Here is a 16,616-nt window from a genome sequence, read left to right on the forward strand (position 1 = left end):
TAGACCCAAGAAAATAACCCGTGTGTTTAAAACCGAATAGCGGCTTTAAACCGGGCCTGCTAGGTAAGGGCTAGATAAGATGGGGGAACATGATGCATGGGCGCGTTTAAGCGCACATGCATCATGTTCAGTCCATGCTTAACGTTGATTGCTACTACTTCCAGCCACCGCCTAGTGCTCGGTATAGGTTCACCATGGCGCTAATCTGTTTCTGTTTGGTTTCAATCAGCTCACTTTTTGCTTCCAGCGCTTCACGCTGAGTTAACAAAATCTCTAAATATTCTGCTCGAGCAGATTTAAACAGCTGATTTGCCACATCTACAGATTCAGTCAAGGCTTGTACCTGTGTCGTTTTCAGTTGGTAATTTTTTTCTAAATTATCAATGTTCGACAGCTGGTTTGCGACTTCACCATAGGCATTGATAATGGTTTTCTCGTAGTCATAAGCCGCCTGTATCTGTGTTGCATTGGCATTTTTATACACAGCGGTAATAGCATTACGGTTCACCAATGGCGCCATCATGTCGCCCGCCAGTGTGTACATCAAAGACTCTGGCGTATTGAGCAGGTATCTAGGGTTAAACGCCTGGAAGCCTACCCCGGCACGAATCGCGAACGAAGGATAGAAATTAGCCTTAGCTACCTGAATATTCAGGTCTGCTGCGGCTAACTCCAGCTCTGCCTTCCGGATGTCTGGTCGATTTTCCAGCAACTGCGCAGGCACGCCGGCCTGGACCATCTTAGGCTTAATATCCATAAAGCCGGCACTCGCTCTTTGAATCGGCTGTGGCGTTCTACCCAGCAAGAAGTTAATGCGATTCTCCAGCTCTACTTGCTGCTGTTTAATCACATACTGCCTGCTCTGATTTTTCTTCACTTCCGCTTCAAATCGCTTCACAGCCAGAGAGGTTGTTCTAGCGTACTTTTTAAGCTCTTTGGTCACTTCGAGCGCATTTTGCTGGATCTTAATATTCTGCTCTAAGTTATCCAGCTGGTTATCCAGCGCGATCAGCTCATAATAGGCATTGGCAATTTCTGCTACCAGATTAGTCACTAAGAAGTTTTTGCCCTCTATCGAAGCCATGTACTCCATGCCCGCTACTTTAGTAGCGTTTCTCAGCTTCTTCCAAACGTCTAATTCCCAAGAGGAGTACAAACCAAATTGATAGTTAGGTAAAGGGTCTGGAAAAGCCTTACCTTCTTTAATTTCCAGACTTTCTTCTACCGCACCATTACGCGTAAAGCGGCCAACTTTCTCCACCTCTGCACCGGCGCCGAAGCTCACAAATGGCAGATACTCACCACGGCGGGCCTGAATCTCATTTTTGGCCATGCTAATACGCTGCGCCATGATATTCACTTCCTTGTTGTTGGCAATGGCAGTGTCTATCAACGCCGGTAAATAGGCATCATCAAAAAAGTCCTTCCAGTTCACATTTGCGGTATTTTCGCTGCTTTGTGCCGACTGGTTATTAAATTGCTCAGGAAGCTTAGTGTCCGCCTTTTTAGTTGTTAATAAAGGGATGGAACACGCCTGCATCGAGAGGGCTAACGCCCCCGCGACTGCTAATCGGATATAAGTAGGTTTATTTGTCATCATCTTTATCTTCATCTTTATTGTAGTGATATAGCTCTGTAAGAGGTTTGAACTCTTCATTTTTAATCAATGATTTGCCTTCTTCCATTTTTGCAAATAGATAGTAAAGACCAGGAATCAAGATCACGCCAAAAACAGTACCGAACAACATACCACCCAACGCCGAGCTACCAATGGTGCGGTTACCCACAGCACCTGCACCCGTCGCCACTACTAATGGAATCAAACCTGCAATAAATGCAAACGAGGTCATCAAAATTGGACGGAAACGTGCTCTAGCACCTTCAATTGCTGCTTCAGCAACCGACATACCCTGCTCGTGTTTTTGTACGGCAAACTCCACGATCAACACGGCATTTTTGCCCAGCAAACCAACCAGCATCACCAGCCCCAGCTGCGCATAAACGTCATTGGCTAGACCTAACGTTTTAAGCAGGAAGAAGGTACCAAACACACCCGCTGGTAATGACAGAATTACCGCTAGCGGTAGCAGGAAGCTTTCATATTGCGCGGCCAATACCATGTAGACGAACACCAAGACCACCGCAAAAATGATCATCGCTTCGTTACCACGTTTAGCCTCATCAAAAGATAAGCCTTCCCAGCCGATGTCATAGCCATGCGGTAAAGTAGCCGCAGCAACTTCTTGCACCGCTTTAATCGCATCATCCGTGGTGTAACCTTTAGCCGGTGTGGCACGAATCGTGGCTGAGTTATACAAGTTGTAACGTGTAATCTCGTTTGGACCTTGTATCTTCTTCATTTTCATAAAAGATGAGTAAGGCACCATTTCACCGTCTTCATTTTTTACGTAATAGTTCAAAATATCACTAGGATATCTACGGAACTCAGGGCCAGACTGCGTGTATACCCGGAAGAAGTTATTGAAGCGGATAAAGCCTTGCTCAAAGGTACTACCAATCAAGATATTGAGGTTATCCATTGCTTTACCAATAGACACGCCTTTTTGCATGGCAGCCTTATTGTCAATGTCCAACTCATATTGCGGATAATTGGCCGCATAAAACGTGAACAAGCCGGTCAGTTCTTTACGTTTACCCAACTCCGCCATGAAGTCCTGGTTGATTTTGTCAAACTCGTGGTAATCCGTACCATTGGTTTTATCCAACAAACGCAATGCCAAACCAGATGCTGCACCATAACCAGGCACCGCAGGCGGCTCAAAGAACTCGACAATCGCACCAAAGTTTTTGGTTTTTTCTTCCAGTTCTTCAATAATTTGCTGTACAGATTTATCGCGTTTAGACCAATCCTTCAGGTTAATCAAACAAGTACCAGCATTAGAACCACGACCTTCGGTCAGAATCTCATAACCTGCCAAGGCAGATACAGACTCAATACCTTCAATCTTCTTGGCTTCTACCTGCAACGCACGCGCTACCTTATTGGTCGCCTCTAGCGTAGTGCCTGGCGGCGTTTGAATAATCGCGTAGATTTGTCCCTGATCTTCACCTGGGATAAAACCAGCGGGTAAAGTTTTATTGATGGTAAAAGTAGCGAAAGAGAAGCCTACCAACGCTAACAGCGTCACCACTCGTAGCGTCACAATCTTGCTTAAGAAATTGGTATAACGCCCTGTCAACTTCTCAAACACGCGGTTAAACACATCAATGAAATAACCAATTGGTGTTTTTCTCTTAACGTGCCCATGATGATTTTTTAGCAGCATTGCGCACAGCACTGGGGTCAGTGATAGCGCAACCACACCAGAAATCACAATAGATGCCGCCATGGTAATAGAGAACTGACGGTAAAACACGCCCACAGGCCCAGTCATAAAGGCAACTGGCACAAACACCGCGGTCATCACCAAGGTAATCGCGACAATCGCACCACCAATTTCACCCAACACTTGCTGAGTAGCCTTGTATGGGCTTAGCTCCGCATTTTCTTCCATTTTGGCATGTACCGCCTCTACCACCACGATGGCGTTATCCACCACAATACCAATCGCCAACACCAGCGCAAACAAGGTGATGAGGTTAATGGTAATGCCAAAGATCTGCATACAGAAAAAAGTACCAATCAAGGACACCGGCACCGCCAAGATAGGAATCAAGGTAGAGCGCCAATCGCCAAGGAAAATAAACACGACCAATGCCACCAAGATAAATGCTTCAACCAAGGTGTGCAGTACTTTATCAATCGAAGCATCCAGGAACTTAGAAACGTCATAGTCGATTTCATATTCCATACCGGCAGGGAAAGTGCCCTTAAGCTCTTCCATCTTCTCCTTAACTTGCTCAATCACCTCACTCGCGTTACTGCCGTAGTTCTGCTTCAGAATAATCGCAGAGGACGGATAACCATCTTTATTCGAGTAAATATCAAAGAATTCACTGCCTAGTTCCACCTTGGCAATATCTTTCAGTTTTAAGATTTCACCATCAGAACTGGCACGGATGATAATGTCTTCATATTGCTCAGGCTTGTTATAGCGCCCTTGGTAAACCAACACGTACTCTTTTGACTGGGCAGCAATACCTGAGCTCTGACCCAAGCGACCTGGGCGACCGATAATGCTCTGTTCGTTCATCGCTTTCATGACTTCTTCAACAGAGACTTTATAAGCACGCATCCGGTCTGGGTTCAGCCAAATACGCATCGCATATTGACGGCTACCAAGAATCTTCGCACTGGCGATACCATTTACACGCTGTATCTCTGGAATCAGATTGACGTTAGCATAGTTGTACAAAAACTTCTCATCAGCATCTTTATCTTTACTGAACAAGTTGATGTACATCAGCATACTAGGTTGCACACGCTCAACTACCACACCCTCTAGCTGTACTAACTCAGGCAGGCGGCTCATCACCTGGTCCAAACGTGTTTTCACGTTAATCATCGCTTGGTTAGGGTCTGTACCCAGGCCGAAAATCACCTGGATGGTCGCTTCACCCGCGCTGGTTGCATCTGACACGATGTATTTCATGCCAGGCACGCCGTTGATGGCACGCTCAATGGTAATCAGCGATGACTGCACCAATACATCGGCACTTGCACCTGGGTAGGCTAACGACACAATCACGCGCGGTGGCGCAATGTCCGGGAACTGCGAGGTAGGCAATGTCCTGATCGACAGGAATCCTAGAAAGACAATAATCAGCGACAGCACAATGGCCATCACTGGTCTTTTGATAAATATATTAAACATATAGGGCCTCTTCTTTCACTATTCTGCGTGCAGTTCTAATTGTGAAAGTACTTTGTCTGGCGCTACAAAATTAACGCCGATTTTTTGGCCGTTACGTACCTTGCGCAAACCTTCAATCAAGACTCTGTCGTCATCTTTCAGGCCGCTTTTTACCACAAACACATGTGGCAACTCGGCAGCAATAGTAATCAGCCTTTGCTCTAGCTTGTTCTCTTTGTTCACGACATAAACATAGGTTTTATCTAGAATTTCAAAGGTCGCTTTTTGCGGGATTAGCATCGCATTTTTGTATGGGATATCGATTAAGATATTACCGGTCTCACCATGGCGCAGAATTTGGTTAGGGTTAGCAAATACCGCCCTAAATTCGATGTTACCGGTTTTGTTGTCAAAATCCGCCTCGATGGTTTCAATCACACCCGGCTGATCAAATATTTCACCATTAGCCATTTTCAACTTAACGTTAACGGGTGCTTTTGTGGTTTTGGCAATTTTATAATCCAAATACTCTGACTCAGGCACATTGAAATAAACCCACATTTTGCTAATGTCAGACAGCGTGGTTAGCAAATCACCTTCATCTACCAGGCTACCGTTTCGCACATTAAAGTGATCCATTACACCGCTAAAAGGCGCGTTGATATCGGTAAAGTTTAGATGCGTTTGTGCAAGCCTAACCTCAGCCTCAGCTTTATCCAGCCTAGCTCTAGCTAATGCAAGCTCATTTGGTGAAACGATATTTTTTTCTGACAGGGCTTTAGTATTTTGATACTCAATCCGCACCACTTCAGCCTCGGCTTTAGATTTTTGCAAATCCACTTGATACAGATTAGGCATAATTTTAAACATGCGCTGACCTTGCTTCACCGCCTGGCCTTCATCTACAAAAATATCTTGCAGATAACCACGTTCCAGCGCCCGTAACTCAATATGCCTGAACGCATGAATCTGGCTGACATACTCTTTCACAATGGCAGTGTCTTTACGCAGGGGTTGCGTCACCTCAAGTTTCGCCTCTTCCTCTTTTGCCTCTTCTGAATGGTGGCAACCAGTGATGAGCAATACGGTAAGGCCTAATGCTACAAACAATTTATTAATCATATTAATTTCTAATTTCTAAAATTTAAAAAATTTTGAAGCTCAAATACGCTAGATTGCCGCTACGACACCAAGGCTTAAGCAACAAGTGCTAGATGCCAAAGCGGCGCCAGACAAGCTGAAGCGACTTTGCTGAATACAGTCAGTAAAACAAATGATTTGTAGACTTTGGCTAACGCAAACCTGCGCTTGAAACATACGCAAGCATCATCACTGCGGGTGCAGTGCCTCTAGCTATACGCAAGTTAAAGAATGGGTTACATGACTAGTCTGTTAAATCTGAGCAGCATCACGATGCCAGCTCATGTTAAACCGACTAATTGAACGGGGGAGAACGGGGTCGTACGTGGTAAAGAAAAGTAAGACGAGGTAAGGCCTCGTTTAGAAGCGCAAACGATATGAAATATACGCTGGCAAAAATAAAAACAATGCTGGACAGCATGACGTCTCGCGGCGGTCCATCCTGCGGAGGAGGCTCGGAGTCACCGGTGAGGCTTTGAATTTCAGCCACACGTAAGCGCGGTGCATCGTCATTGTAAGAAGAATTATCAGAATACTGAGCCAGGAAAACAAACCCAAGCACGGCAATCAGCACTGTTAGCGATAACAGTCTGATTCTAAACGCAACTGAATTTAAGTTCTGGCCCATAAGGTTGTTTGTACAATCCTGTAAATAAATATTAAGCACGTTTTCCGCTTAATTATTTGGGAACATACTATATGAAAAGCGCCAATTTAACAACGATTCAATCGCTTACGACTAAAATGTTGTCAATAATCAAGCGCTAATCAGCACAAGATGACCACTAAACAAATAAAAACTAGGCAAATAAGCTGGCTAGCAAAAACCGTGTTTGTTGGACAAACGCAAGCCAAATAGTTCCAATTTGCATCACACCAAATAAATCCGCTTGACTTTCATAACTAAATAACTAATTATTTAGTTATGAAGAGCGTAACAGAGATTCCTGCTAGCTTTAAAAATACCGCTGACATTTTCATCGCCTTAGGAGATGAGCATAGACAGCTGATTCTGCTTGCCTTTGAAAAGGGTGAGAAATTAAACATCATGCAAATTACCTCTACCACCACGCTCAGTCGCACCGCAGTCACGCATCACCTTAAGGTGTTACATCGCGCCGGCGTTCTAGCTTCAGAAAAAATCGGCAAAGAAGTATTTTTCTGGATAAATAGTTCGCTGGTTGCCAATGCTTTGCAGCAAGTCTTAGATTACATTCGAAACGAAACCTGATTAACCTACGGAGCACAAATGATAGCAACACTGTTACAACTGGTTTGCCGCATTATTTTCAGAGTAGACGTCTCTGGCGTTGCCAATCTGCCTAAACAAGGCAAGTTGTTGATTATTGCCAACCATGAATCATTTCTAGACGGCTTGCTGTTAGGCTTATTTTTACCGATTCGCGCCACGTTTGTTGTGCATACCACCGTACTTAATCATTGGTTATTTAGGCAAGTATTACGCCTCACTCCATACTTGGCAGTCGACCCTACTTCGCCGCTCGCCATGAAAAAAGTGATTAAGTTGCTGGAGGCCGGCAAACCCGTGGTGATATTCCCTGAAGGCCGCATCACACTCACCGGTTCGTTAATGAAAGTCTATGATGGCCCTGGTTTTGTCGCCGCAAAAACAGGAGCGATGATTTTGCCGGTGCGCATTGACGGCGCAGCACGTTCCTACTTTAGCCGCCTCCGTGGTAGCCATCCAAGAAGGTTATTTCCCAAAGTCACCATCAGCATCTTACCGATACGCCACATCGACATGCCACAAGCGCCTACCGCCAAAGCCAGACGCAGACTTGCTGGTGACGCCATGCGCCGCGAAATGCAAAATATGCTATTCAGCTCTGCGCCCATCAGCACCTTGTTTAGTGCATTTCTAGATGCCATCGCAACCTATGGCCGTAGCACCATGCTGGTAGAAGACATGCGTCAAGTGGAGGAAAGCTATGGTGACTTATTGAAAAAGAGTCTTGCCTTGGGACGGCTTACCAACAAAATCAGCAGCAAGCATGAAAACATTGGCGTACTTATGCCCAATGTCACCAATACAATTTGCCTGATATTTGGCATGAGTGCCTTTGGCAGAGTACCTGCAATGCTGAACTACACCGCAGGTAGTGCTGGCATTCAAAATGCCTGTACTGCAGCAGCCGTTAAAACCATCATCACCTCACGCGCGTTCATTAAAACTGCAAAACTGGAAGAGGTTGTCTCCGGCTTAAAAAGTATCAACATTGTCTATCTTGAAGACCTATTCAAACAATTCACTTGGCTAGATAAGCTATGGCTGATGGGTTTCGCACTGTGGTTGCCAAGACTAGCTGTCGACAAATGCAAATCCAGTGATCCTGCCGTGGTGCTATTCACCTCAGGCTCCGAAGGTAAACCCAAAGGCGTGGTGCATACGCACACTAGCATTCTGGCAAATATCGCACAGATTAGATCCGTGATTGACTTCTCCATGCAGGACAAATTCATGATGGTGCTGCCGCTATTCCATGCATTTGGTTTTACTTGTGGTGCCATTATGCCGTTAGTCGCTGGTAGCAAGTTATTTGTGTATCCATCACCGTTACATTACCGTGTGATTCCAGAGGTGATTTATGACCGCGGTTGTACCGTACTTTTCGGCACCAGTACTTTTCTGGCTAACTATGCCAAATTCGCTAACCCTTATGACTTTTATAAACTACGTTATGTAGTGGCTGGCGCAGAAAAGCTGAATGAAGAGGTACGCAAAACTTGGATGGATAAATTTGGTATCCGTATTCTAGAAGGCTATGGCGCCACCGAATGCGCGCCGGTATTAGCCGTCAACACGCCAATGGCGAACAAAGTAGGGTCAGTAGGTACACTCATGCCAAGTTTAGAGGCCAAACTGGAAAATGTACCCGGTATTGAGCATGGTGGATTGCTCTCAGTGCGTGGACCAAACGTGATGCGTGGTTATTACCTGTTTGACAACCCAGGCGTGATACAAGCCCCCAAAGACCAATGGTATAACACTGGCGATATCGTCCAACTGGATGAAGATGGCTTTGTATTTATTAAAGGCCGCGTCAAACGCTTTGCCAAAGTCGCAGGTGAAATGGTTTCTTTAGAAACGGTAGAAAGCATTGCGAACCATGCCTCACCACAGCATCAGCATGCGGCTACTACCAGCCCAGATGCACAGCGTGGCGAGAATATCATGCTTTACACCACAGATAGCTCCCTTAACAGAGAGCAACTCGGTAATAGTGCAAAAATACTGGGTAGCCCAGAGCTTGCGGTTGCCCGCAAAATCATATGGGTCAATGCGCTGCCGCTATTGGGCACAGGGAAAACTGATTACGTTACACTTAAAAAGATGGCGGAAGACTTATAGCCACGAAGCTAACGATGCAGCAAACAAACAACAAAACTAGCAATCAAGTCACCATAAAAAGGCCCAACCCATGAGTAACCAATTTCAATTGATGCAAGAAAAACGGTTTCGTCCGTTTTTCTTTACCCAGTTTTTAGGCGCATTTAACGACAATGTGTTTAAAACTGCGCTTATTACTTTGGTGGCATTTCATACCGCAAGCCTGACCAGTATTGATGGAAGTACGCTGGCAACCTTGCTGCCAGGCTTATTTATCCTGCCATTCTTCCTGTTCTCGGCTACAGCAGGACAATTGGCAGATAAATATGAAAAGTCACAAATCATCCGCCTAGTTAAAGTGTTTGAAATTGGCATTATGCTATTTGCCAGCATGGGATTTTTTCTGCATAACATCTGGCTGCTAGCAACAGCACTATTCATGATGGGCATGCATTCCACACTGTTTGGGCCAGTGAAATATGCTTACTTACCGCAACACTTAAGCGAGCACGAAATCGTGGGTGGTAACGGCATGGTAGAAATGGGCAGTTTTGTGGCGATTTTACTTGGGCAAGTACTCGGCGCCTGGCTCGCCATGCAAAACGAGCATGCCGCATTAACCAGCATCACCGTATTAGGCATCGCCGCACTAGGCTACTGGACTAGCCGCGGTGTGCCTAATTCGCCGGCGGCAGCCCCTAAGCTTCACGTCAACTGGAATCCAATCACCGAAACTTGTAAAAGCATCAAGTTCATCTGGCAACACCAAGCCATCTGGCTCACGATTATTGCTATTTCCTGGTTCTGGTTTTATGGTGCAACGCTATTGGCACAATTCCCCAATTTTGCAAAAAACATCTTGCACGGGGATGAAAGTCTATTCATTTTATTACTATCCATTTTCTCACTAGGCATAGGCATAGGCTCCCTCATGTGTGAAAAGCTCTCTAAGGGAAAAGTCGAACTGGGGCTGGTGTTGTTTGGCGCGTGCGGGTTAACAGTGTTCGGCGTTGATTTATATTTTGCCAGCACCAGCATCTATGAAAGCCTCAACAATAAAGCCTTGCTGGATTACGCAGCGTTTATTGCCAAACACTATGATGCAACAGGACACTTGATTTTCACTTATTGGCGCTTGCTTGCCGATATTGCATTGATTGGTGTTTTTGGCGGTTTATATATCGTGCCGTTGTACGCGTTTATCCAAACCCGAGCCGAGAAAAGCCATCAGTCACGCGTCATTGCTGCCAACAATATTCTCAACGCATTGTTTATGGTGGCATCAGCACTGTTTTCAGTGCAGATTTTCAATCTGGGCTTGAACATTCCGCAGCTATTTTTAGTCACAGCACTGCTTAATGTCTTCATTATGATTTATTTATGCATACGTCAGCCTGTTTACCTGCGCACCTTTATGGCTTGGCTAAAGCCCAATCCATAAACAGCGCTAAACATCAGGCAGAAAAATATCTTTAACCTTATAATAGCAAAACTATTTTACTGTCTACACGCTCATGTCTTTGATTAAGAAACTACACCAATCTATCTGGAAATTTTCCGCTAAATTAGGCCCATTTGCACCATTGATTGCAATGCTTCTTGTGGGTCTCGCAATGTTGTCGGCAACCCGTTTGGGGCTGGTGCTATGGAAGTTTGAGCGTGTCAGCAACACTGGTAAGTTAGCCGAGATTTTGCTGCAGGGCGTGCGTGTAGACGTGATACAGCTATGCTTAATTGCCTTCATCCCATTACTGCTCACCCCTATATTGGCAACGCAGCGCCTGTTTAAAGTTTGGCAAAGGTTCAGTTATGTTTGGGTAAGCATCGCACTGGTACTACTAGTGTTCTTAGAAGCCGCTACTCCGGGCTTTATTAGTGAATATGACGTAAGGCCTAATCGCATTTTTGTGGAATACTTAAAATACCCGCATGAAGTATTTAGCATGCTTTGGGGCGGCTTTAAAGTAGAAATCTTTAGCGCGTTAGGTGCCGTAGCATTAGCTGTATGGCTAGTGCATAAATTCATGCGCCCTTGGCTCAGTTTGCCATCCAGTTGGTCAAATACCAAAACCTGGCTGGTATGGCCACTGATTGTAATATTAGCGGCTTTGGGTATACGCTCAACATTAGGCCACCGTCCTGCCAACCCGGCTTTGTTTGCAATCACTGCAGATAATATGGTCAATAGCCTTGTGCTTAACTCCGGCTACTCTGTGTTTTATGCCACCTACAATTTAATTAAAGAAACTAAATCCAGCGACATCTACGGCAAAATGCCGCGTGACGAGATATTCAAAATCACCGGCGCTAAAGATACGGATATTCCAACCCTGACCACGCTGCATCCTAGCCATAAGCGCGACAAGCCGCTTAACCTGGTGATTATTTTGCAGGAGAGCTTGGGCGCCACCTTTGTCGAGTCTTTAGGCGGTGTACCAGTCACGCCCAACTTAGAGAAACTCAAAGAACAAGGCATTTGGTTTGAACAGCTATACGCCACCGGCACCCGTTCTGTGCGCGGCATTGAGGCGGTGGTAACGGGCTTCCAGCCTACCCCAGCGGATAGCACGGTTAAGCTGTCAAAATCACAAAAAAACTTCTTCAGTATTGCCGCATTATTGGAAAAACAAGGCTATAACACCGAGTTTATCTATGGCGGTGAGTCACATTTTGACAATATGCGTAGCTTTTTCCTAGGTAATGGCTTTAACCATATTGTGGATCAAAAGGATTATAAAAATCCTGTGTTTTCCGGCAGCTGGGGGGTTTCAGACGAAGACCTACTGAACAAAACGCACGAACAGCTCATGGCGCACCACAATGCTGGCAAGCCATTTTTCACGCTGGCATTCTCATCTTCTAACCATGCACCATTCGAGTTTCCTGACGGGCGCATAGAGTTGTATGAGCAGCCTAAAGCGACAGACAACAATGCGGTGAAATATGCAGACTATGCTATCGGTGAGTTTTTCAAAAAGGCACAGCAAAGTCCGTATTGGAAAGACACGGTATTTTTAGTAGTGGCAGATCACGACATCCGTGTGCGCGGTGAAGCCTTGGTACCGATTACCCACTTCCATATCCCTGCGCTTATTTTAGGCGCAGACATCAAGCCGCTACGTTATACCGGGCTTGCCAGCCAGCTTGACCTGCCAGTGACTATGTTGTCACTGATGGGCATACAAGCTGCGCACCCAATGACAGGCCGCGATTTATCCAGCCTGGCTGCCGATAGCCCAGGCCGCGCCATGATGCAATACAACGACAATTATGGCTGGATGGAAGAAAGCCCATCTGGCAAGGAAGTGGTGGTATTGCGCTCAGGTAAGCTACCGGCGCACGGCTTGTATGATCCAAAAACTAAAAAAATGACTGAAGTAGCAGCGCCGGCCAATGCCAAAGAATTGGAACAGCGTGCCTTGGCAAACGTATTGCTGCCAGACCTTCTTTACAACGAACAGCGTTACCATTTACCGTAAACTTGCATGAACAACTTAACTAAACAGCGTAGCATGCTGACCGGGTCTATCATCAGAAAAGGTCTAGCCTACATTTTCAGCGGCAAAATGCGCGTCAACCAGGCGCACCTACCGCCCGCACAGCATCAGGTACCGAACGACTTTATCGGGGTTTGCGTGGCATCCGCCACCGACCCTGCAATGGATGATTATGTAGTGACAGAGCTGCTCACCTTAGGGATTAAACAGGTACGCCTGGACTTCACTTACGGTGATTTAGAAAGCTTTAACGCGCGCTTTCTGCAACGCCTGATCAATGATGGCTTTAGCGTCACTTTGCACCTGATACAGCCATTTCAGCATGCCAAAAACATGGAGAGTAAAGCAGAGCAGGCTACTTGGCAAACTTTCGTAAATAACGTTATCAGCCGCTTTGGCGGCCAAATCCCGCGTATAGAAATCGGCAACACCATCAACAGAAAACGCTGGGCGGGCTATACGCCCAATGGCTTTATCGCGGCCTGGAATATTGCTTATACCAGCATCAAACAACAGCAGATTGAGCTAGCAGGCCCTAACGTTACCGATTTTGAGCCTATCTACAATATCGGCATATTAAGCCAGCTCAAAGCACGGCAGCAGTTACCCGACGTGCACAGCAACAATCTATTCTCAGAGCGTGTTTCCGAGCCTGAACGCTTTGACCACCGGATACTGAAATACCGCTGGGCCACCATTTTTAAATACAACCTAGTGAAAAAGGCACGCCTGCTCAGAAAGATAGGCACCGACTTCGGTATTAAACGCTTTATTTCACCAGTGGCATTTTGGGCCATTTATCGCATCCAGCGCTTACTGCCGGACGGCGAACAAAAGCAAGCCGACTATGCTGCACGTTATATGATCCTGAATGCGGCATCCGACGCACTAGATCAAGCGTTCTGGGGCTCGTTTATCTGCCACCGCGAAGGTCTGATAGACGATGGTTTGTTGGATGCAGAATACCCTGCACTAGAGCGGGTTACCCACTATGCCAGTGTTGATGGCAAACTAGAGAACTTCTGGCGTCACGCCAGCTTTCACGCCATTAAAACTGTGGCGGCTATGGTGCAAGGTGCAGACTATATTCAGGCAATCTCCAGTGCCAATGGCTTGGAAATTCACCACTTCCAGACCAAGGAACACAATATCCATGCACTATGGACTATCAACGGCAAAGTAGCATTGTTGCAAGACATCTATGACAGCGCCGACCTCGACACAGCTGAAATCATCCACCGTGACGGTCAGCCGCTGGCCGCGCCAGCCCACTTGGTGAATGAATCACCTATTTATATACGCTGGCCTAAAAACCACGTGGTTAACATCAAGCCTAGCTATGGCCTTGCACAAGACTTGGCCATCCATGCACATATTACAGGGCTGCAATACTACCCATTCCGTCAGAATAATTGGTTTGGCATGATATTGGCTCGCAGTGCAGAAGAGGCGGTGCTGATCGGTGAACAATTGCATCCGAACAAGCTGGTGAGCCCGCAAAAATCAGGCGCACTACGCCATGCGCGCAATGCTATCTGGGCATTGCCAGACCCGCGCAATCCCGATGCGCAGGTCACCGTGAAACAACCGGTGAAGATGTACCCACACAAGGCTTTCTTGGATAGATTCAAACCAAGTAAAGCCAAGCGCAGCTGGAATGGCGCTGTGGAGCTACTAAGGCGCGGTATCAGCACCGCGCACCCTGTGGCTTTTTTCGAGCAGACCGGGGATAAAACTCTCAAACAGAATTTTTATATTTGCGACTACGTGAAGGCCGACTGCTCGGTAGGTGAGATGTTCGTGCACTTTGCCAAAGGCAATAAAGAGTTCCCATTTGCCGGCAAAGACTATGCAATTCGTGCCGAAGATGCTTATACCCAGTTAGCACAATACCTGCACCGCATGCATCAAACCGGTACCTTCTTCCGAGATTTATCCGGCGGCAATGTCTTGGTGCAGCTACAGAGCAACCGTCAGCTGTCATTCTCACTGATTGATACCGCACGCGCGCATTTCTATACGCACCCCACCGCCATGAAGTACCGCATTTCTGACTTAGCCAGAGTATGCAACAAACTGCATTGGGCAGGGCGTGAGCGCTTTATGAGCTTGTATCTCGCCAATATCGGCAGAAAACTTACCCTGCAGATTAAACTATCGCTCTATTTATATGACTTTAAAGTAGCATTTAAGAGAAAGTTTGGGCGCAAGGGCATTAAAAAACTGAAACAGAAATTCAGAAAGTAAAGCCTGCCTGACAAACAAAGCTGTTTCTAATGATTTTCACTAGCCAGCTTTAATGAACAAGGTCATGTCACAAAACCGGGCTAGCCGTAATATCTCTCTCACGTAATGCAATTGTATTTAAGCAAATGCGAGACGAATTTATATAAAAGGAGAATTACTATGTGGACAACACCAGCTGCTACTGAAATGCGTTTCGGTTTTGAAGTTACAATGTACGTAATGAACAAGTAATATCTTACGTATAAATAAAAAAGGGTGCTGATGGCACCCTTTTTTATTTATACGCATCATTTAAGAAGCTACACCCCTATCAGACAATTACGTCTAAGCGAGGCATGAGAACACTGCCTTATTGCGTTTTAATCACGAAGCCCTTAGGTAAAAATACCCAAATCTTGCCGGCTTGCTTCATCGCACCGGCTTTCGCGCCGGCAGCAGCACCAGCGCCCCAGAAAAAGTCAGCTCGTACGCCACCTTTAATCGCACCGCCTGTATCCTGCGCCATCATTAAGCGTTTGAGTGGCTTGTTGCTATTAGGCTCAGTGGTAGATAAAAACACCGGTGCGCCCAATGGTACAAACTTAGGATCTACCGCCACACTGCGCTCCGCCAAAATAGGCACGCCTAGTGCGCCTAAAGGCCCTGGCAAGCCAGCTGGTAGCTCTCTAAAGAATACATAGCTAGGGTTCTGATTCAATAAGTCGCGTAGCTTATCCAAATTATTACGCGCCCAGTTCTTAATGCCCTGCATGGAGGCTTGCGGCAGGGTCAGCTCACCGCGCTCAATCAGCAAACGGCCTATCGAGTTATAGGTGTGGCCATTCTGATCGGCATAACCTACATACATTTGCTCGCCAGTATCTAGCTGCACTACGCCAGAACCCTGAATTTGCAGAAAGAACACATCGATAATGTCGTCAATATATACAAACTCACGTCCCTTCACTGGCGACGCATCGGTCTCAATCTCGGCACGGTTATAGTAGGGCACTAGCTTGTTGCCGACTAAACGGCCACGTACTCGCTTGTACTTCAGCTCTGGGAACACACTATCTAGCTCTACCGTAATCAAGTCATCCGGTGTGGTGTACAAGGGGTTAGGGTACTTGGCAGATTTGGTACGGCTACCCTTCAGCACCGGTTGGTAGTAACCGGTAATCAAGCCCTGCTCAGAGCCATCAATATTGCTGGTTTTATACACCGAGAAATTTTCTTGAAAATAGCTCAATACAGCTTGTGTTGGCGGCTTGCTTGCAGTGTCGCTGTTTAGTTTTTGTGCGGCGCTGCAGGCATTCTTCCACATCGGTTTATTCACTAGGGTAGAGCAGCTTTGCATCCACGCAGGCCAGGCTAGGCTTAAATTATCTAGCTGCAAGCCATCAATATCGCTCCAATCGGCGGTTTGCAGCAAGCTGTAATCGGATAGCTTTGCCATCTGCTTTTGCTGCTCAGCCGAAGCCTCAGCAGGTTTGCTACCTGCTGGTACTTGTACGGGTGCGCCACTAGCGCAATCACATTTTGCTTGTGGTGGAGCAGGCGGCGTCACCGGTTTAGTGGTGGTGTTTGCACATGCAGTGGCAAGCAAGGTGAGCACTACAAGCAAAGTATTCTGTGCAATTTTTTTCATTT

10 protein-coding genes are annotated in these 16,616 nt (G+C 46.3%); 6 read left to right on the forward strand and 4 right to left on the reverse strand.

What is annotated here, in order from left to right:
• Nucleotides 1–154: 154 nt before the first annotated feature.
• From MMOL_RS11590 to MMOL_RS11600, 3 genes are read right to left on the reverse strand one after another with little or no spacing between them, the layout of a single operon-like run.
• On the reverse strand, nt 155–1,597 hold the full coding sequence (locus MMOL_RS11590) for a TolC family protein (protein ID WP_015833230.1): 1,443 nt from the start codon (nt 1,595–1,597) through the stop codon (nt 155–157).
• Nucleotides 1,587–4,775 carry an efflux RND transporter permease subunit gene (locus tag MMOL_RS11595; RefSeq protein WP_015833231.1) on the reverse strand — a complete coding sequence of 1,063 codons (3,189 nt, stop codon included), beginning with the start codon at nt 4,773–4,775 and terminating at the stop codon, nt 1,587–1,589. The genes MMOL_RS11590 and MMOL_RS11595 overlap by 11 nt, the downstream gene beginning before the upstream one ends.
• Before the next feature lie 18 nt (nt 4,776–4,793).
• Nucleotides 4,794–5,876 carry an efflux RND transporter periplasmic adaptor subunit gene (locus tag MMOL_RS11600; RefSeq protein ID WP_015833232.1) on the reverse strand — a complete coding sequence of 361 codons (1,083 nt, stop codon included), beginning with the start codon at nt 5,874–5,876 and terminating at the stop codon, nt 4,794–4,796.
• A gap of 943 nt (nt 5,877–6,819) precedes the next feature.
• On the opposite strand from MMOL_RS11600, the gene MMOL_RS11610 reads away from it, so the two are divergent.
• The 6 genes from MMOL_RS11610 to pqqA all read left to right on the forward strand — a co-directional run bounded on the left by MMOL_RS11610 (nt 6,820) and on the right by pqqA (nt 15,218).
• The gene (locus tag MMOL_RS11610; RefSeq protein WP_015833234.1) at nt 6,820–7,125 is read left to right on the forward strand and encodes an ArsR/SmtB family transcription factor; all 306 of its coding nucleotides are present in this window, start codon (nt 6,820–6,822) and stop codon (nt 7,123–7,125) included.
• A gap of 18 nt (nt 7,126–7,143) precedes the next feature.
• Nucleotides 7,144–9,264 (forward strand): bifunctional acyl-ACP--phospholipid O-acyltransferase/long-chain-fatty-acid--ACP ligase, encoded by a 2,121-nt coding sequence (gene aas / locus MMOL_RS11615; RefSeq protein WP_015833235.1) that lies wholly within the window; start codon nt 7,144–7,146, stop codon nt 9,262–9,264.
• A gap of 70 nt (nt 9,265–9,334) precedes the next feature.
• The gene (locus MMOL_RS11620; protein ID WP_015833236.1) at nt 9,335–10,684 is read left to right on the forward strand and encodes an MFS transporter; all 1,350 of its coding nucleotides are present in this window, start codon (nt 9,335–9,337) and stop codon (nt 10,682–10,684) included.
• 73 nt (nt 10,685–10,757) lie between these two features.
• Nucleotides 10,758–12,722: an LTA synthase family protein gene (locus tag MMOL_RS11625; protein WP_015833237.1), complete on the forward strand. Its 1,965-nt coding sequence runs from the start codon at nt 10,758–10,760 to the stop codon at nt 12,720–12,722.
• A gap of 6 nt (nt 12,723–12,728) precedes the next feature.
• Entirely contained in the window at nt 12,729–14,987 is a 2,259-nt protein-coding gene (locus MMOL_RS11630; protein WP_015833238.1) for a lipopolysaccharide kinase InaA family protein, read from the forward strand.
• A gap of 159 nt (nt 14,988–15,146) precedes the next feature.
• Nucleotides 15,147–15,218 (forward strand): pyrroloquinoline quinone precursor peptide PqqA, encoded by a 72-nt coding sequence (gene pqqA, locus MMOL_RS12120; RefSeq protein WP_012777389.1) that lies wholly within the window; start codon nt 15,147–15,149, stop codon nt 15,216–15,218.
• Nucleotides 15,219–15,336: 118 nt separating this feature from the next.
• Here pqqA and mltA read toward each other — a convergent pair whose 3' ends face one another.
• Entirely contained in the window at nt 15,337–16,614 is a 1,278-nt protein-coding gene (mltA, locus tag MMOL_RS11635; RefSeq protein WP_015833239.1) for a murein transglycosylase A, read from the reverse strand.
• Between the last annotated feature and the right edge of the window lie 2 nt (nt 16,615–16,616).

Origin of the sequence: Methylotenera mobilis JLW8 (assembly GCF_000023705.1) — a bacterium.
GTDB classification, from domain to species: domain Bacteria; phylum Pseudomonadota; class Gammaproteobacteria; order Burkholderiales; family Methylophilaceae; genus Methylotenera; species Methylotenera mobilis.

Bases quoted from the DNA above. Each gene is read 5' to 3' on its own strand.
- MMOL_RS11610 (WP_015833234.1), top strand. From the start codon at position 6,820: ATGAAGAGCGTAACAGAGATTCCTGCTAGCTTTAAAAATACCGCTGAC.
- MMOL_RS11630 (WP_015833238.1), top strand. From the start codon at position 12,729: ATGAACAACTTAACTAAACAGCGTAGCATGCTGACCGGGTCTATCATC.
- MMOL_RS11590 (WP_015833230.1), bottom strand. From the start codon at position 1,597: ATGACAAATAAACCTACTTATATCCGATTAGCAGTCGCGGGGGCGTTA.
- MMOL_RS11595 (WP_015833231.1), bottom strand. From the start codon at position 4,775: ATGTTTAATATATTTATCAAAAGACCAGTGATGGCCATTGTGCTGTCG.
- aas (WP_015833235.1), top strand. From the start codon at position 7,144: ATGATAGCAACACTGTTACAACTGGTTTGCCGCATTATTTTCAGAGTA.
- mltA (WP_015833239.1), bottom strand. From the start codon at position 16,614: ATGAAAAAAATTGCACAGAATACTTTGCTTGTAGTGCTCACCTTGCTT.
- MMOL_RS11620 (WP_015833236.1), top strand. From the start codon at position 9,335: ATGAGTAACCAATTTCAATTGATGCAAGAAAAACGGTTTCGTCCGTTT.
- MMOL_RS11600 (WP_015833232.1), bottom strand. From the start codon at position 5,876: ATGATTAATAAATTGTTTGTAGCATTAGGCCTTACCGTATTGCTCATC.
- MMOL_RS11625 (WP_015833237.1), top strand. From the start codon at position 10,758: ATGTCTTTGATTAAGAAACTACACCAATCTATCTGGAAATTTTCCGCT.